Raw genomic sequence first — 18,461 nt, 5'->3', positions numbered from 1 at the left:
AAATCAAGACATTCATGAAAAAACTAATTGTACTATCATTATTATTAAACACGTTTGTAGCATTTGCACAAGACCATTTAGTAGAGATTGTTTTAGATGGTAAACCAGCAATACTAAATACAAAAACAGGCGAAACTAGATATACAAACGGAAAACCTAACACAACTACTAACTATTCAACGTCAGAGAATAATTCAGAAATTGTAAACACACATACAGTAGTCAGAGGAGAAACATTATACTCTATATCAAAAAAGTATGGTGTAAGTATGGCTCAAATCAAATCTGTTAATAATCTTGAAGACAATACTTTAAGCATTGGGCAATCATTAAAAATAGGTTATGATGCAAGTTCTCAGGTTTCAAATGGTGATTCTTGGATAGTCAAAAAAGGAGATACCTTGTACGCAATTTCTAGAAAAACAGGTGTTTCTGTTGCCACAATAAAGACTTTAAATAATTTAGAAAGCAATATTATTTCTATAGGTCAAAATTTAGCTTTAAAGTAGGTTAAACACAATAGTTTATATTTGTTATAATTAATCCTTTTATTAAAATGAAAAAAGTACTATTTATTTTGATGTTTTGCTTTGCTAATTTAAGTTTAGCACAAGAAGTAGAAGAAGAGTTTCTTCCAATAGTTATAGAAGACAAAGAAGCTTATATGTCAACAAAAACTGGCGAGTATGTTTATTTAGAGCATGCAAAAACAGACCCAGAACAATTACGTACTACTGCAAGTGGTGTTGTTTACAATGACATTTCTACACATAAAGTTTCAAAAGGAGAAACTTTATCATCTATAGCTAAAAAGCATAATCTTAGTATAGATCAATTAAAAAGAGATAACAAACTTACATCTAATAAGCTTAGTTTAGGTCAAGAGATTAAAATAATTAACCGTGTTTTAGTAACATCAAGTAGTCCAGTAATAAGTTATTCTGGAGACGATACTATTATTGCAAAATTACGTCCTGGACAGTCGCCATCTGACTATGGCTCCACCACCTTCAAGTGCTAATACAGTCCCTGTAACTGTAACAACTCCAGCAAAAACAGAAAGTCCAGAAGCAAGAAAAGCAGTAACTAGAAAAAGCACCTATTCTAGACCAATGGTATTACCAACAGCAACTACTGAAACTACTACAACAGAAGTTGAAGAAGTAAAAGAAGTCGTTGTAGAAGAAGAATCTCCAGAAGTTATAGCAGCAAGAAAACAATTAGAAGAAGCACAAAGACAATTAGCTTTAGCTAAAAAGAAATCGGTTAAAAAAGAAGTTAAACCTGAGGATAAAGTATTAGAAACAAAAAAGGAGACCGTTAAAGATTTAGTTGAGGTTGTAGAAAAAACAGAAGAAATTAAAGCAAAAGAGGACGTTTTACAAGCAAAACTAGATAAAGTTAAGTCTGCAACACCTAAAAAAGAAGTTGTAAAAGAAGAAGTTATTCAAGAAGAAGTCGTTGCTAAAACTCCAATAAAAGAGGAAGCAGAAGTAGAAGTAGATACTTCAGAAGACGCTAAAGCAGAAGCTAAAGAAGCTACAGAAGGTGTCGATTATCATACTATTGTTAAAGGAGACAACCTTTATAACTTGGCTAAAAAATATAAAACAACAGTCAAAAAATTAACAGAACTGAATAACGTTAAATTCAATAATTTACAAATTGGGCAAAAGTTAAAATTAAAGTAAATTTCAGATTATTCAATTCTCAATTATCGAGTAGAAAAATAAATTTACAATATCTGCGTTTAACTGTAGATTTATTTACTTTGTAAACTATGTTTAAAAATCAAATTGTCCCATTTTTAATATTGCTAAGTAGCACATTTTGTGTTGCGCAATTGGGTGGACAATCAACCTATCAATTTTTAAACTTAGTATCCTCTCCACGTCAAGCGGCTTTAGGTGGTAAAGTCTTAACTAATATAGATTATGATGTTACACAAGGCTTATATAATCCTTCTGCAATAAATGCAGAAATGGATAATCAGTTGGCACTAAATTTTAGTAACTATTTGGGCGGAATCTCATATGGTACTGCAGCATACGCATACACTTGGGACAGACGCACACAAACCTTACATGCAGGAATGACCTATATTAATTATGGAGATTTTGATGGTTATGACGAAAACGGAGTGCAAACAGGAACATTTACAGGTACAGAAGCAGCATTATCTGTTGGTTATGCTTTACAGATTGGCTATTCGGATTTTTATTTTGGTAGTAATTTAAAGTTTATTACATCTAGTTTAGAGCAATACAACTCTTTAGGGATTGCTACAGATTTAGGATTAATGTATATTGATGAAGATTTAGAGTTTCAAGCAGCATTAGTAGTCCGTAATCTTGGGACACAAATAACAACATACGCAGGACAACGCGAAAGTTTACCCTTAGACATTACTTTAGGTCTATCGCAAACTTTAGAGCATATACCATTGCGTTGGCACCTAACGTTTGAAAACTTGCAGCAGTGGCCAATTGCTGCTACTAATCCAGCAAGAGCAACCACAGATTTAGAAGGTAACCAGACGCAAGAAGAAGTTGGCTTTATAAGTAATGTTATGCGTCATACTATTTTAGGAGCAGAGCTGTTTCCTGATAAAGGATTTAATATCAGATTAGGTTACAACTTTAGACGTGCAGAAGAGTTACGTATAGTAGATCAACGTAATTTTTCAGGACTATCTGTAGGGTTTGGTCTTAAAATTAATAAGCTACGCTTTAGTTATACACATGCAAAATATACTGCAGCAAGTAACGCAAATTTCTTTGGGTTGCATATTGATTTGCAATAGTATTTGACTTGACTTTGTCAGAAAAAACAGCTAACTTCGTTTAACATTCGATAAAGAGAATTGAAAACTCTCCTTATCTATACGTTACCTGTAATTTATGAAAAACATTCTGCTAATCATTTTAGCCTTTACAATTATCAGTTGTAAATCTCGACAAAATCAATCATCTGTGCAGCTGAATGTATTGTTCATCGGGAACAGTTTGACCTATTTCTACGATATGCCTCAAACGCTTCAAAAAATGTTGGACGAAACCAATCCGAATATAAAAATTGACCAAATGACCAATCCTGGGCAATCTTTATCTGGACATTTATCTGACATCGTAACCTCAAGAACAGAAAACGGAATTAGTGTTCGAAAAAAAGAAGATGGTGAAATAACAGAAACGGAAATAAAGCTAAAAGAAAAAAAATGGGACATTATTATTCTACAAACTGGAACTGTAAGTGTACTCATTCCTAAAAACAGAGAAATAAAAGTAAACAAAGCAGTTTCAGATATCAAAGATTTAGTAGACAATCCTAATTGCGAATTTATATTATTTAATACTTGGCCTTCAAAAAAAGAATATCCAAAAAAGTATTGCTATTCTGGTTATTCTATTGACAAATCAATTGAAGATATTGATTATTGCTCGCCAGTTATAGAAAATTTAGAACAAGAAATTAAACTAATTAATGAATCTTATGATTTAGTTGCAGAAAAAAATGGAATTAAGAAATCGGATAACGGAACTAAATACTATGAAATTCTGACCGAATACCCAGAAATTGAACTATACGATGATGATAGTCATCCGAATGCGAACGGTTCTTTTTTAAATGCCTGTGTTTTCTATCAAATGCTGACTAGCAAAAAAGCAACTGTCTTGAAATACAATGGAGAAATTGAACCCAAAACAGCGGAATTATTAAAGAAAATAGCGAAATAAAAACTACAGGTAACACCGTATAAAATTAATTGCTAGTGCAAGCCTACTTACGAAAATCCTCGCGGATTTTCTATTCGGTTTGTATTTGCTAAATTAGGTGCTTAAACCACGCAACTAATCTTATACAAACACGTTAAACGAAATCCCCAAAAACATCTAATTTTATCTTTTTCCACTCACGCTTCAAAATCCCATAACAACACGTACTACGTCTAAAACCATTGGTCATAACAGTATCTTCTCGTAACACGCCTTCTAATGTTGCACCAAGTTTTTCAACCGCTTTTCTAGATTTCTGGTTACGTTCATCAATTCTAAACTCAACCTTTTCAAAGTTTAAGTTTTCAAAAGCGTATTGTAGCATTAAAAACTTCATATTTTTATTTAATCCTGTGCCTTGAAAAGCATGACCAATCCAAGTCCATCCAATATGTAATACTTTATTTTTGTGGTTAATTATCCCAAAACGTGTACTTCCAGCATACGCTTGTACTAACTTATCGTAAATTATAAAAGGCAAAGTAGTGTTGTGGTACAATCCATCTACAGCAGTTTGGACATAGGTTTTTAATGTCTCTGGACTAGAAATAATACTTGGCGAGTAATAAATTAAATCTTTTTCCGTAGCAATAGCTTCAATATGCTTGTAATTACTTAAGTCTAAAGGTATTAATTTAACACGATCGTTTTCAAGAGTTGGTGCAGTCATTGTATGCGCTTTGTTTTGTATTTTTACATTCAAAATTAAAGATACATGAACTATTCTAAAGCACAAATATTAGAAATAGCAAATAAAGCAAGTAAAAACACATTAATGGAAACCTTACAAATAGAAGCTGTAGATTATGGCGACGATTTTTTAGTATCCAGAATGCCTGTTACACCACGTGTACACCAACCTGATGGTGTGTTGCATGGAGGTGCAACTGCAGCTTTAGCAGAAAGTGTTGGTAGTTTTGCATCTCATATTTTTTTAGATGCAGAAAACAATATTATTAGAGGGTTAGAGATTACTGCTAACCATTTAAAAAGCGTAAAATCGGGTTATATATACGCTAAAGCAACTTTTATACATAAAGGACGTACCACACAATTATTAGATATTAGAGTAACAGATGAAGATGATAATTTAATATCTGTGTGTCGTTTATCTACTATTGCTTTACCTAAAAAGAAAAAGTAGATGACAAATGACGCTTTTTTTAATCAATTGTCAGATCAGTTTTTAAAGCAACTTCCTTTTGTAGCCTACAGAAAACCTAATAATATAGAGGTTAAGGCTATACTTCAGGATACTGATGATTTGTTTTTTACGCAAGATTTTACAGAAAGTGGTTTTGTGTTTTCGTCTTTTATAGCAGAAGAAGACGCTATTTTGTTTCCTTTAAATAAGTGTGAAACAATTTCTTGTCAAGACACTATTGAAGATTTAAAAAACGAGTCGTTTTCTAAAACTATTGAATCTACAGGAAAAGAAAAACACATCAAACTAGTCCAAAAAGCTATTACATCAATTGAAGATGGAAGCTTTAAAAAGGTAGTATTGTCTAGGGTAGAAATCCAACAATTTGATAAAAGCGAAGCGATTCATCTATTTAAAAAATTACTATCTAATTATAAATCAGCAATGGTCTATTGTTGGTATCATCCAAAAGTAGGCTTGTGGTTAGGCGCAACACCAGAAACCTTATTAAAAATTGAAGGCAAGCGTTTGCAAACCATGTCTTTAGCAGGTACGCAACCCTTTAATGACAATGCTGAGGTAATATGGCAATCTAAAGAAATTGAAGAACAACAATTAGTTACTAACTTTATAGTTGGTAGTTTACAATCATCAGTTAGTAGTTTAACTGTTGGAAAGCCTGAAACTGTAAAAGCAGGAAATATATTGCATTTACGTTCTAAAATTTCTGGAGTCTTAAATCCAGAAAATGGATTACGTGTTATAATACAAAAATTGCATCCAACACCAGCAGTCTGTGGATTACCAAAGGATGTAACCTTTAGATTTATATTAGATAATGAAGCCTACAATCGTGAGTTTTATACAGGTTTTTTTGGAGAGCTTAACCTAAAACAATCCAAAACTAGAAACACCAATCGCAGAAATGTAGAGAACAATGCTTACGCATCTGTTAAAAATGTATCGCATTTATTTGTCAATCTACGTTGTCTTCAAATTAAAGATAATCAAGCATTAATCTATGTTGGAGGTGGTATTACCAAAGATTCTGATCCAGAATTAGAATGGGAAGAAACCGTTGCAAAATCCAAGACGGTTAAAAACTTATTGTAATCGTTTTATTTAGGATATTGGTTTTGTATTTTTACACTAATGATTAAACACCCAAAAATTCCGTTAGCACAAACCGTAATTCAGCTTTGTAAAGCCAAGAATATTCAACATATTGTATTGTCTCCAGGAAGCCGTAATGCACCTTTAACTATTGGGTTTACTCATGATCCTTTTTTTAAATGTTACAGTATTGTTGACGAGCGTTGTGCTGCATTTTTCGCACTAGGTATTGCACAACAAATCAAGCATCCAGTAGCTGTGGTTTGTACTTCTGGTAGTGCGTTGTTAAATTATTATCCAGCAGTTGCAGAAGCCTTTTACAGTCATATTCCGTTAGTGGTTTTAAGTGCAGATAGACCAAAATATTTGGTAGGTATTGGAGATGGACAAACTATAAATCAAGAGGATGTTTATAAAAACCATTGTCATTATTCTGCTAATTTAAAGCAAGATTTAAATCCAGATTTGGATAACGCTTTCGCGGAAGACTTGCCAATAATGAGAAGTATTGAAAACAAGATTGAAAAATATTTAGGCTTACAACAAAGCATTCAGCAAAAAAACGAAATAGAGATTAATACAGCTATAAATACTGCAATTAGTAGCCAAGGACCAGTCCATGTTAATATTCCGTTTGATGAACCATTATATGATATTGTCGACAAGTTATCTGTAAACCCACAAGTTATTGATATTAAAAAAGAAACCATAACTGAGGATTATAGCGCTTTCGTGGAAACTTGGAACCGTTCCAAACAAAAGCTAATATTGGTTGGCGTATTGCCACCAAATAGTGTAGAACAACGGTTTTTAAACCATTTAGCAGAAGACGATAGTGTTTTAGTATTGACTGAAACCACATCAAATTTGCATCATGACAATTTCTGCCCAAGTATAGATAAATTAATAGGTGCATTAACAAATCAAGAATTAAAAGCCTTACAACCTGAATTACTATTGACTTTTGGAGGATTAGTAGTGTCTAAAAAAATAAAGAAATTTTTAAGAACTCATAAACCAAAACACCATTGGCATATTGCAGAAAATGGAGCAAACGATACCTTTTTTGTCTTAAACAAAGTGTTTAAGCAAAATATAAACCAGTTTTTTACTTAGTTTTTACCATTAACTAAAAATGCAACTAGTAATTACAATCCGTTTTGGAGTCAACAAATGCAAGTAAGACGAGAAAAACATAGCCAATATTTGGCAAAGATTCCGTTTTCAGATTTTAAAGTATTTGAAATAGTGTTAAAAAACATTCCAAATCATTCGCAATTGCAAGTTGGTAATAGTTCTGCAATTAGATACACACAATTATTTGACCTAAATACAACAATAGAAGTGTTTTGTAATAGAGGAACAAGTGGTATTGATGGTAGCACAAGTACAGCAATAGGTGCAGCTTTAACAAATCCAAAGCCAACCACATGTATTACAGGAGATTTAAGTTTTTTTTACGATAGTAATGCTTTGTGGAATAATTATATACCTAAAAACTTCAGAATAATAGTTGTAAATAATGAAGGAGGAGGAATTTTTAGAATACTTCCAGGACATAAAAACACTGATAATTTTGATTATTTTTTCGAAACTAAACATCAGTTATCTGCTCTGCAACTATCAAAAATGTATGGATTTGAATATGTTAAAGCTTCAACAGAAAATGAATTGGAGGTAGCGTTAAATACATTCTTTAACGCTTCTGAAACTCCAAAATTATTGGAGATATTTACACCTTCAACAGATAATGATACTATTTTATTGGATTATTTTCAAAGCATAAAATAGTTTCATCGAAAAAAATGGACGTTAGTCGTAAATCATTGAATATTTTTTTTTGCTTAAAAAAAGGAACACAAAAAATGTGTACCTTTAAAATGCTAAAAAATATTAATCTAATAAATATAATTATGAGTAAACGTGATGATTTAATCGCAAAGTACGCTGCAGATTTAAAAGACAAATTAGGTGTAAATGCAGACATGGATTTTTTAACTAAAGTAACTATTGGTTGTGGTCCATCAATTTATAATAAAGATGCTGCAACAGTTTCTGGATCTGATCAATCAGAATTAGATACAGTAAAAAACAACTTTTTAATCAAAAAATTAGGATTAAAAGATAGTGCAGATTTAGATAAAGGAATTGCTTCTGTTATGGATGCTTATGGTAAATCAAACAGAAATAAGTATAGAGCTGTAGTATATTATATGCTAGCTAAACACTTTAAAAAAGAGTCTGTTTACAAATAGAATCAAAATTTTATGCAAAAAAAGCGTTACAGTTCTGTAACGCTTTTTTTATATGCTTACATTTGCAAAATGATACAGATAGGAGAGTACAATACACTTGAAATTTTAAGAGACACAGAACCTGGTTTATTTTTAGGTGATGCAGATAATAACGAAGTATTATTACCAAACAGATATGTTCCAGAACATTTTGAAATTGGAGACAATCTAGAAGTTTTTGTGTATTTAGATAATGAAGAACGTATTATAGCAACAACAGATCAACCATACATAGTAAAAGGCGAGTTTGCAATGTTGCGTTGTAATGCAGTGACAAATTTTGGTGCTTTTTTAGATTTTGGATTGGTTAAAGAATTGTTTTGTCCTTTTAAAGAACAAGCTTTTCCAATGAAAAAAGGAGGTTGGTATCTTGTACATTGTTATATGGACGACATTACTGAACGTCTAGTAGCATCAAGTAAAACCAATAGATTTTTAGATAATAAAGAGTTAACAGTAGCCGAGTTTGATAAAGTAGATATTATTGTATCTCATCCAAGTGATTTAGGATTAAATGTGATAATAAATAATAAACATTCTGGTTTAATATATAAGGATAATATATTTCAAGAAATAAGTGTTGGAGACAAGCTTAAAGGTATTGTAAAAAAGATTAGACCAGGAAACAAATTAGATATTAGTTTAGGAGACATTGGTTACAGAAATATAGAACCAAATGCTGACAAAATAATGCAAGAGCTTGAGTATAATAGCGGTTTTATACCTTTAAATGATAAGTCTAATCCTGAGGATATAAAAAATAGATTGGAAATGAGTAAGAAGACCTTTAAAAAAGCGGTTGGAACACTTTATAAAAAGAAATTAATTGAAATAAAAGACGACGGAATCTATCTTAAGACGCAAGATTAGATTTAGAATTTGTATTATTTTTATGTTTTGCCCACTTTATAGCTTCATACAAATCTTCAAAACGTACAATTTCTGCAACAGAAAATAATTTTTCCATTAAAGCATTAAACCAACTGTTTTCACTATTAGTTACAACAGCATAGCCATTTAAATTATTATCATTTCTATAAAATTTTAACCAATCTGATGGCTTAATAGAGTATTTGTTAACTCTATTAGAAATATAAGTAACTGTAACATTGTTGCCATAAAACTCTTTAGCAGCATCAATAGCTTTAGATGCTTCTTCCCAAGTATAAGTAACACCTTCGTTTATTTCAGAAATTACAATACCATCTAAAAAGTAAAAATTACCATGATCAGAGACGTAAACGTCTTTAATCTCGTTTGCAAGAGTAGAATCGGTTATATTCATAAGATTAATTAATAGCTTGACTCAAATTTAAGGTAGTTTTTCTATTTTGGATAAAAATATATAAACTTTAAGAAGTTTTCGATAAAAAAGATTTATTATCGATGAAAAACAAAAGACCACCTGAAAAACGTTAAGGATTTTTCAGGTGGTCTATAAATAACTATTAATAAACTACTTAGGGAAGTTGAATAAATATCACGCTATCTTTGTGGATTTATTCAGGATATAGTTATTTACATATTTGTATGCTTCTGTTATAGTTTGAAATCCAAAAAATGGGACTTTGCAAAATTGTTTTTCAATGTCAATATTTAGTTCATTAAAATGAGAATACCCAATAATGGCGTATATTTTTAAATTCGGAAATATGATATTATGCTTTGGATAATCTAATGCTTCGATTGAGTATCTGTGTATTCTATTTGATATATAACCAAATTGTTTACCTGCACCATAAAAATCATGAATAGCTTTAAAACACTCTTGCCCTGATTCTATACTAACATGTTTTCCTTCATTAATTTGTGCTATTACAACATTTTCAAAAAGAAACACGTCACCCAAAGGAAACTTATGAATTTCTTTTACTTCTTTATAAAGAGGTGTGTCTATGATGTTCATAGTCAATTGATTAATGTTTAGCGTAATAAAGTTACTATGCGCGCATAATATTGTTTTGTTTTCAAAGTGATTATAAAGCTTGATTCGTTAAAATGTAAATTTCATCGATTAAAAGCGAGCTTTTAGTAGGTTTTTCTTACAAGATATCGCTGATTATCAGTAAGTTAGGTGAAATTTTTATTATTAAAAATGAATTAAAGCGAAAGTATTCGATAATCAAACAATGTATTAATAGACTTAAAAACTATTAATTATGTATTTTTATACTCTTAAAAATTTAATAATATTATATGGCAGATATTAATTGGCAAAAAGCAAAGGATTACGAGGATATTACATATTCTAAATGTAATGGAGTAGCACGTATAGCTTTTAATAGACCTAATGTTAGAAATGCATTTAGACCAAAAACTACAAAAGAGTTGTATGATGCGTTTTATGATGCAGGAGAAGACACTTCAATTGGAGTAGTGTTATTGTCTGCAGAAGGACCTTCTACAAAAGATGGTGTATACAGTTTTTGCTCTGGTGGAGACCAAAAGGCTAGAGGACATCAAGGATATGTTGGAGAAGATGGTTATCATAGACTAAATATTTTAGAAGTACAACGTTTAATTAGATTTATGCCTAAAGCAGTAATAGCTGTTGTACCTGGTTGGGCAGTTGGAGGAGGACATAGTTTGCATGTGGTATGCGATTTAACTTTAGCAAGTAAAGAACATGCTATTTTTAAGCAAACAGATGCTGACGTTACAAGTTTTGATGGTGGTTATGGATCTGCTTATTTAGCAAAAATGGTTGGTCAGAAAAAAGCAAGAGAAATCTTTTTCTTGGGAAGAAATTATTCAGCACAAGAAGCTTATGACATGGGAATGGTCAATGCAGTTATACCTCATGCAGAGCTAGAAAATACTGCTTTTGAATGGGCTCAAGAGATCTTAGAAAAATCACCAACTTCTATAAAAATGCTAAAGTTTGCTATGAATCTTACAGACGATGGTATGGTTGGACAGCAAGTGTTTGCTGGAGAAGCGACACGTTTGGCTTATATGACAGATGAGGCTAAAGAAGGTAGAGATGCTTTTTTAGAAAAACGCAAACCTAACTTTCCTAAACAATGGATACCATAATATATGAATACTGTAACTAAATGGGTTTCAGCGATGCGTTTACGCACGTTGCCTTTATCTATTTCTGGAATTATTATAGCATCATGTTTAGCTGAATATAATGGTGTGTTTGATATCAAAATATTTATTTTTGCGATTTTAACCACGCTTAGTTATCAAGTATTATCAAATCTAGCTAACGATTATGGAGATGGTGTAAAAGGTACCGATAATGATGAGCGTGTTGGACCAACAAGAGCTTTACAATCAGGAGCAATTACAAAAGAGGAGATGTTTAATGCAATTAGAATTAACATCCTAATTTGTATTGCGTTTACTGTTGGTTTAATTTATTTTTCATTTAAAGCAAAGCACTTTTTATTAGCATTACTCTTTTTTGTTATTGCTGGAGTAGCAATTAAATCTGCAATAAAATATACTATTGGAGATTCTGCATATGGTTATAAAGGAAAAGGAGATGTTTATGTGTTTGTTTTTTTTGGAATAATCAGTGTAATAGGTTGTTATGTGCTTTATGCTAAACAAATAGATCATGTTGCTATTTTACCTGCTTTAACCATTGGTTTGCTTAGTACAGCTGTGTTAAATTTAAATAATATGCGAGATATTGTGTCTGACAAAAATGCTAATAAAATTACATTTGCAGTTAAATTAGGTGCAGATAAAGCAAAAAAATACCACTATTTTTTAATTTTTTCAGCTATAATATTATCTGTTTTATTTGGTGTTTTATATTTTACATCACCTTATAATTTAATTTATTTTGTAGCTTACATTCCTTTGTTTTTTCATCTTAAAAAAGTTCAAAAAACTGTTATTCCAAAAGATTTTGATCCAGAACTTAAAAAACTTGCATTAACTACTGTGTTATTAGCTATTTTGTTAGGTGTTGGACATTTAATTACTATCTAACAGCACTTTTTAAAGTGATTTTATGTAACAGTTTTGGAAAAAAACGTTTTAAATAAACTCCTAAGACTTCTTTTTTTCCAATATAGGCTTCAAATTTTTCTTTATGCATAGCTTTAAGCATACGTTTAGTAAAGACAGATACCTCTAAACCTTTTTGTGTAGCATCATCCTGAGTTTGTAATAAACTACCATCTCCTGTAACTGCATTTCTTGCAACATTAGTATTAACAAAACCAGGACAAATCATGGTTACTTTAATATTGTCTTTTTGATGCTCTAAACGTAAAGCATCAAAAAAACCATGCAAAGCATGTTTTGCACCACAATACCCAGAACGATAAGGCGAACTAAATTTACCCATCAAACTAGTAACCGTTACGTAATGTCCTTTTTGATTGCTTTTAAAATGTGGTAATAGTGCTTTAGATAAAGCAACTGTACCTAAATAATCAACATCCATTAGTTTTTTATCGACACAAATATCTGTATCAATTATTAAAGAGCGCTGACTAATCCCTCCATTATTAACCAAAATATCTATAGTTCCAAATAATAAAATAGCTTGGTCTGCAATAGCTTTCATGTTATTATAATTTGCCAAATCTAATGGTAATATGGCAACGTTTTCTGGAGTATGACAAGCCTGTTTTACATCCTCTAAAGCAGATGCTCTTCTAGAAGACAAAATAAGTTTGCAATTATATTTAGATAGGGTTAGAGCTAGACTTTGTCCAATTCCGCTAGAAGCTCCTGTTATCCAAATTACTTTATTATCAAAATTCATTTTTAAGTTTTAATATATTCTGAAATTTAATACAAAATTATTTAAGTATTTTTGATTTTTAATATGAAAGCCACTTACTACAAACACATTTTACAATTTAAGCAACCTAGCGGAACATCAAGAGGTGTTTTAAAAACCAAAGAAACTTGGTTTATAATTATAGAAGATGAAAGTAAGCGTGGTATAGGAGAATGCGGAATATTAAGAGGATTAAGTATAGATGATAGACCAGATTATGAAGCGCAACTTAAAAAAACTTGTGATAACATAAATATGGGATTTGATTGGCTTTATATATTAAATATAGAGTTTCCAAGTATACAAATAGGACTAGAAATGGCTTTTAAAAGCTTTGAGGCTGAAAATAAATTTATTTTATTTCCTTCAAAATTTACAAATTCAGAAGATTCAATTTCAATTAACGGATTGATTTGGATGGGAAGTAAAGGTTTTATGAAACAACAAATTGAAGATAAAATTTCGTCTGGATTTAGTTGTATTAAACTAAAAATTGGAGCAATAGATTTTCAAACAGAACTTGATATTTTAAAAGAAATTAGGCAAAATTTCAGCGAAAGCGATATAGAACTACGTGTGGATGCTAATGGTGCGTTTACACCTAATGATGCTTTAGAAAAACTGAAGCGATTATCAGATTTTAAACTACATTCTATCGAACAGCCTATTAAAGCTGGTCAATTTGAAAACATGGCTAAACTTTGCCAGAATACACCATTACCAATTGCTTTAGACGAAGAACTGATTGGTGTGTTTGATACCATTAAAAAACAAAAAATATTAGACACTATAAATCCGCAATACATTATATTAAAACCTAGTTTTATAGGTGGTTTTAAAGGTACTGATGATTGGATTACATTAGCAGAAAAACAAAATATTGGCTGGTGGATTACTAGTGCTTTGGAAAGTAACGTTGGACTAAATGCAATTGCACAATACACGTATATAAAACAGAGTACTTTGCCACAAGGACTTGGTACTGGAAGTCTTTTTACAAATAATATTATGTCTCCATTACAAGTAAAAAATGGTACATTGCAATACAATAAACTAACTAATTGGGAATTTAATTTTTAAACTATGGATTATATAAAACAAGCTTTTAATAGCAAACATGAATTGTGGAGATATTTAGTAGGATTACTAATTATACTTGTGTTTTGGCAGGTTTTAGGTGCAATTCCTTTAGCAGTTGCATTAGTTGTAAAATTATTTGACCTAGGTAAAAGTGCTTTTGATATGCCTGCTGATATTACTGGAATGGCAAATATGTTAGGAGAAAATAGCTTTTTGTTTTGGATGCTTATATCCTTTGCTTTAGGTTTTATAGGCTTAATTATTGTTGTTAAGTTTTTGCATAAACAATCCATAAGGTCATTAACAACTGCTAGAAAAAAAGTAGATTGGAAACGTATTTTGTTTGCTTTCTTTTTTTGGGGATTAATTTCTTCAAGTTTGATATTAATAGATTATTATTCATATCCAGAAAATTATGTGTGGAATTTTCAGTTTGATCGTTTTATTATTCTTGCTATAATTGCAATCCTACTTATTCCAATACAAACTAGTTTTGAAGAGTATTTATTTAGAGGCTATTTAATGCAAGGTATTGGTGTTTTAGCTAAAAATAGATGGTTGCCTTTAATTCTTACTTCTGTGATTTTTGGAGGTATGCATGTGTTTAACCCAGAGGTTGGTAAGTTAGGATACATTGTAATGGTATATTATATTGGTACTGGTTTGTTTTTGGGTATTATAACACTTATGGATGAAGGTATGGAACTTGCGTTAGGGTTTCATGCAGCTAACAATCTGTTTGGAGCATTATTGTTAACTGCAGATTGGACTGTTTTGCAAACGCATTCTGTCTTAAAAGATGTGTCAGAACCTGGAGCTGGTTTTGGAGACACTATCCTTCCAGTTTTTATTGTATTTCCTATTTTAATTTTCATTTTTGCAAAAATGTACAAATGGACTAATTGGAAAGAAAAATTATTTGGAAAAGTTGAACAACCAATCTTAGATGAGATTACTGAATTAGGTAATGAAACCAATCTATAAACATATTCATAACAGTTTTAAATTAAACGATAAGCACTATAATTTTAGCCAATTAAATGAAGTTGCTCAAAACTTTATTAATGAAGACGAATTATTTAAGCAAGAAATAGGCGTATTCCTAACCCAATGGTTAGATGATAAAGATTACATAGAGGTAAAAACTTCTGGATCTACTGGAACACCCAAACCTATAATATTAAAAAAACAAGCAATGGTTAATTCTGCTATTGCAACTGGAGATTTTTTTAAACTACAACCTGGTAATACAGCTTTGTTATGTTTGCCAGCAACTTATATAGCTGGTAAGATGATGTTGGTTCGTGCTATGGTTTTGGGCTTAGAGTTGGATTACCTGCAACCAACAATTAATCCAATTTTTGATACAGAAAAGCAATATAATTTTTGTGCTATGATACCAGCTCAAGTACAAAACACAATTAATAGTTTAGAAAATATTAAAACACTTATTGTTGGTGGAGCACAAGTGTCAACCAAATTAAAACAACAGTTTTCTGGTTTAAAAACTAAAATTTTTGAAACCTATGGAATGACTGAAACTATTACACATATAGCTGTAAAATCAGTTAATAATACGTTATTTCAGGAAGAAAACCGTCATGCTGAGCTTGTTGAAGCATCTATTTTTAAAATACTTCCTAATATTACTATTTCTCAAGATGAAAGACAATGTCTAGTAATCGACGCACCACAATTAACATCACAACAAATTGTAACTAATGATGTTGTTAAATTGCATTCTAAAAATGCGTTTGAATGGTTAGGACGAATTGATAACGTCATTAATTCTGGAGGTGTAAAATTATTTCCAGAGCAAATAGAAGCAAAGCTTCAATCAAAAATAGAGACTCGTTTTTTTATAGCATCAGAAAGCAATATAACTTTTGGAGAGGTTGCTATACTTATTATTGAAGCTAAAAATAATAAACTAGATTTAGATGTGTTTTCTAGCTTAAACTCTATTGAAACTCCTAAAAAAATATATTCCATTCCTACTTTTGTAGAAACGCCTTCTGGTAAAATTAATAGACTTAAAACGTTGCAATTATTTAAAAAGTAGCGTTTACTCATTCAAAAGTCCACTTCACTCATTATCAGTTTTATAAACTGCGTTTTGGTTATAGGTTTGTTTTAAACTTTAAACAACTATAATTATGAAAACCGTATTAAATGTATTAATTGCATTATTTATGCTTGTGCAATTACAAGCACAACAAAAAACAATAAGTGGTGTAGTGTCTGACGAGAATGGTTTGCCATTACCATCTGCAACAGTTATTGTTAAAGGAACTAAAAAAGGTGCCTCAACAAATTTTGATGGTAATTATACCATCCAAGCAAAAAGTGGAAATAAATTAGTGTTTTCTTATGTTGGTTATAAAACAAAAGAAGTAACAGTTGGAAGTGTTGCAACAATTGATGTGTCTTTGAAACCAGATGGTAATTTAGAAGAAGTTGTAATTTCTGCTTTTGGGATTACAAGAGAAAAGAAAGAAATGACTTCTTCAGTAACTATGCTAACATCAGAATCTGTTTCAAGAAAAAGGCAACGAAAAAATAAGCATAAAAACATGTTGACAGGTAAAGTATCTGGTTTGCAAATAAATAATTCAAACGGTGTTGCAGGAAACCAGACAAACGTTGCGATTAGAGGAATTAGCTCTTCAAATAGTAATAAGAGACCTCTAATTATAATTGATGGAGTGATATCTTCAGAAAATGTATTATCAACTATATCTACAAAAGATATTAAATCTGTTGACGTAATAAAAGATGCAAGTACTTCTGCTTTGTATGGATCACGAAGTGTAAATGGAGTTGTAGTAGTATCTACTGCTAGCAAAAAAGATAAGCGTAAAGAAACTGCTTTAGAAAAAGACAATAAGCTTAATCAGTTAAAACATTTAAATGAAAGCTATACAAAAATCCATGAAAACAAATTTAAAATAGCAAATACAACACCATTATCTACGTTTTCTATAGATGTAGATAAAGCTGGATATAGTAACGTAAGACGTATGATAAATAATGGACAGTTTATACCTTCTAACGCTGTTAAAATTGAAGAAATGGTTAATTATTTTAATTATGATTATCCACAACCAACAGATGAGCATCCTTTTTCAATCAATACAGAAGTTGTAAAAACACCTTGGCATACAGATACTAAACTAGTACGTATTGGTTTACAAGGAAAAATTTATGAAAATGAAAACCTTCCTGCAGCCAACTTAACATTTTTATTGGATGTGTCAGGATCAATGAGTAATCAAAAAAAACTACCACTTTTAAAGCAAGCTTTTAAATTGTTAGTTAACCAATTAAGAGACAAAGACAAAGTTGCTATTGTAGTGTATGCTGGAGCAGCAGGTGTGGTGTTAAAGCCAACTTCAGGGAAGCATAAAGACAAAATCATAGCAGCATTAGACAATTTAAATGCAGGTGGATCTACAGCAGGAGGAGAAGGGATTGAACTAGCTTATAAATTAGCTGAAGAAAATTTTTCAAAAAAAGGAAATAACAGAGTGATTTTAGCTACTGATGGCGATTTTAATGTTGGTGCATCAACTACTGATGCTATGGAGCATTTGATTGAAGAAAAAAGAAAATCTGGAGTATTTTTATCGGTTTTAGGTTTTGGATATGGTAATTATAAAGATGATATGCTTGAAACCTTAGCAGATAAAGGAAACGGAAATCATGCGTATATAGATACTATGCAAGAAGCAAGACGCATTTTTGAAACCGAGTTTGGAGGTACTTTATTTACCATTGCAAAGGATGTTAAAATCCAAGTAGAATTTAATCCAACTCAAGTACAAGCCTATCGTTTAATTGGTTATGAAAACAGATTATTAGCAGACGAAGATTTTGTAAATGATACAATTGATGCAGGAGAATTAGGAGCAGGACACACAGTAACTGCTTTATATGAAATTGTTCCAGTTGGAGTTGAAAACGATTATGTTAAACAAGCAATAGATTTAAAATACACTAAAAAAGAAAACGTAAGTACAGATAATTATAAAGATGAATTATTTACAGTAAAGTTTAGATATAAAAAACCAGACGAAACAAAGAGTATCGAAATGGTGCATGTTCAAAAAGACGAAACTTCTGAAGCATCAGATGACATGAATTTTGCAAGTGCTGTAGCATTATTTGGAATGCAATTAAAACAATCTTCTTTTCATAATAATTCTAAACCAGAAGATGTTATTGCTTTAGCAGAAAAAGGAAGAGGTAAGGATAAAAGTGGTTACAGAGCAGAGTTTATTAGATTAATCAGCACTTTTAAATAA

Annotated in this window: 19 protein-coding genes and 1 pseudogene; 16 read left to right on the top strand and 4 right to left on the bottom strand. The window is 30.9% G+C overall.

Features of this window, described 5'->3' with window-relative positions:
- Positions 1-14: 14 nt before the first annotated feature.
- The 5 genes from SJY17_RS12530 to SJY17_RS12510 all read left to right on the top strand — a co-directional run bounded on the left by SJY17_RS12530 (position 15) and on the right by SJY17_RS12510 (position 3,737).
- Positions 15-509, top strand: a complete 495-nt coding sequence (locus tag SJY17_RS12530; RefSeq protein WP_397362902.1) for a LysM peptidoglycan-binding domain-containing protein — start codon at positions 15-17, stop codon at positions 507-509.
- Between the two features lie 47 nt (positions 510-556).
- Positions 557-1,021, top strand: a complete 465-nt coding sequence (locus SJY17_RS12525) for a LysM peptidoglycan-binding domain-containing protein (protein WP_397362901.1) — start codon at positions 557-559, stop codon at positions 1,019-1,021.
- Positions 996-1,691, top strand: a complete 696-nt coding sequence (locus SJY17_RS12520) for a LysM peptidoglycan-binding domain-containing protein (protein WP_397362900.1) — start codon at positions 996-998, stop codon at positions 1,689-1,691. The genes SJY17_RS12525 and SJY17_RS12520 overlap by 26 nt, the downstream gene beginning before the upstream one ends.
- An 89-nt stretch (positions 1,692-1,780) precedes the next feature.
- On the top strand, positions 1,781-2,803 hold the full coding sequence (gene porQ / locus SJY17_RS12515; protein ID WP_397362899.1) for a type IX secretion system protein PorQ: 1,023 nt from the start codon (positions 1,781-1,783) through the stop codon (positions 2,801-2,803).
- Positions 2,804-2,900: 97 nt separating this feature from the next.
- Positions 2,901-3,737, top strand: a complete 837-nt coding sequence (locus tag SJY17_RS12510) for a DUF4886 domain-containing protein (RefSeq protein ID WP_397362898.1) — start codon at positions 2,901-2,903, stop codon at positions 3,735-3,737.
- Between the two features lie 133 nt (positions 3,738-3,870).
- On the opposite strand, the gene SJY17_RS12505 is transcribed toward SJY17_RS12510, so the two are convergent.
- Entirely contained in the window at positions 3,871-4,446 is a 576-nt protein-coding gene (locus tag SJY17_RS12505) for a GNAT family N-acetyltransferase (RefSeq protein ID WP_397364880.1), read from the bottom strand.
- 45 nt (positions 4,447-4,491) lie between these two features.
- On the opposite strand from SJY17_RS12505, the gene SJY17_RS12500 reads away from it, so the two are divergent.
- From SJY17_RS12500 to SJY17_RS12480, 5 genes and pseudogenes are all read left to right on the top strand, one after another.
- Positions 4,492-4,920: a PaaI family thioesterase gene (locus SJY17_RS12500; protein ID WP_397362897.1), complete on the top strand. Its 429-nt coding sequence runs from the start codon at positions 4,492-4,494 to the stop codon at positions 4,918-4,920.
- Complete coding sequence (locus SJY17_RS12495; protein ID WP_397362896.1) at positions 4,921-6,033, top strand: chorismate-binding protein; 1,113 nt, start codon at positions 4,921-4,923, stop codon at positions 6,031-6,033. It abuts the gene before it with no gap.
- Between the two features lie 42 nt (positions 6,034-6,075).
- Positions 6,076-7,824: pseudogene (menD, locus tag SJY17_RS12490) on the top strand (2-succinyl-5-enolpyruvyl-6-hydroxy-3-cyclohexene-1-carboxylate synthase).
- A gap of 122 nt (positions 7,825-7,946) precedes the next feature.
- Positions 7,947-8,288 carry a DUF2853 family protein gene (locus SJY17_RS12485; RefSeq protein WP_397362895.1) on the top strand — a complete coding sequence of 114 codons (342 nt, stop codon included), beginning with the start codon at positions 7,947-7,949 and terminating at the stop codon, positions 8,286-8,288.
- 69 nt (positions 8,289-8,357) lie between these two features.
- Positions 8,358-9,197 carry a S1 RNA-binding domain-containing protein gene (locus SJY17_RS12480; protein WP_397362894.1) on the top strand — a complete coding sequence of 280 codons (840 nt, stop codon included), beginning with the start codon at positions 8,358-8,360 and terminating at the stop codon, positions 9,195-9,197.
- Here SJY17_RS12480 and SJY17_RS12475 read toward each other — a convergent pair.
- Together SJY17_RS12475 and SJY17_RS12470 are read right to left on the bottom strand one after the other, a co-directional pair.
- Positions 9,181-9,612: a hypothetical protein gene (locus SJY17_RS12475; RefSeq protein WP_397362893.1), complete on the bottom strand. Its 432-nt coding sequence runs from the start codon at positions 9,610-9,612 to the stop codon at positions 9,181-9,183. The two genes, SJY17_RS12480 and SJY17_RS12475, sit on opposite strands and share 17 nt — an antisense overlap.
- 195 nt (positions 9,613-9,807) lie before the next feature.
- Entirely contained in the window at positions 9,808-10,233 is a 426-nt protein-coding gene (locus tag SJY17_RS12470) for a hypothetical protein (protein WP_397362892.1), read from the bottom strand.
- A 290-nt stretch (positions 10,234-10,523) separates the two neighbouring features.
- Here SJY17_RS12470 and SJY17_RS12465 point away from each other — a divergent pair, with 290 nt between their 5' ends.
- Entirely contained in the window at positions 10,524-11,363 is an 840-nt protein-coding gene (locus tag SJY17_RS12465; RefSeq protein WP_397362891.1) for a 1,4-dihydroxy-2-naphthoyl-CoA synthase, read from the top strand.
- Between the two features lie 3 nt (positions 11,364-11,366).
- Positions 11,367-12,275: a 1,4-dihydroxy-2-naphthoate octaprenyltransferase gene (gene menA / locus SJY17_RS12460; RefSeq protein WP_397362890.1), complete on the top strand. Its 909-nt coding sequence runs from the start codon at positions 11,367-11,369 to the stop codon at positions 12,273-12,275.
- Here menA and SJY17_RS12455 read toward each other — a convergent pair.
- The gene (locus tag SJY17_RS12455) at positions 12,268-13,059 is read right to left on the bottom strand and encodes an SDR family oxidoreductase (RefSeq protein WP_397362889.1); all 792 of its coding nucleotides are present in this window, start codon (positions 13,057-13,059) and stop codon (positions 12,268-12,270) included. The genes menA and SJY17_RS12455 overlap by 8 nt on opposite strands.
- 63 nt (positions 13,060-13,122) lie before the next feature.
- Here SJY17_RS12455 and SJY17_RS12450 point away from each other — a divergent pair, with 63 nt between their 5' ends.
- From SJY17_RS12450 to SJY17_RS12435, 4 genes are all read left to right on the top strand, one after another.
- Positions 13,123-14,157: an o-succinylbenzoate synthase gene (locus SJY17_RS12450; RefSeq protein ID WP_397362888.1), complete on the top strand. Its 1,035-nt coding sequence runs from the start codon at positions 13,123-13,125 to the stop codon at positions 14,155-14,157.
- Between the two features lie 3 nt (positions 14,158-14,160).
- Positions 14,161-15,141 (top strand): lysostaphin resistance A-like protein, encoded by a 981-nt coding sequence (locus SJY17_RS12445; RefSeq protein ID WP_397362887.1) that lies wholly within the window; start codon positions 14,161-14,163, stop codon positions 15,139-15,141.
- A complete protein-coding gene (locus SJY17_RS12440; RefSeq protein ID WP_397362886.1) occupies positions 15,125-16,219 on the top strand; it encodes an AMP-binding protein in 1,095 nt (364 codons plus the stop codon). The genes SJY17_RS12445 and SJY17_RS12440 overlap by 17 nt, the downstream gene beginning before the upstream one ends.
- A 94-nt stretch (positions 16,220-16,313) precedes the next feature.
- Entirely contained in the window at positions 16,314-18,461 is a 2,148-nt protein-coding gene (locus tag SJY17_RS12435; RefSeq protein ID WP_397362885.1) for a von Willebrand factor type A domain-containing protein, read from the top strand.

Origin of the sequence: Olleya sp. R77988, assembly GCF_044594215.1 — a bacterium.
Taxonomy (GTDB): Bacteria; Bacteroidota; Bacteroidia; order Flavobacteriales; family Flavobacteriaceae; genus Olleya.
This window is presented reverse-complemented; position numbering and strand designations above follow the sequence as displayed.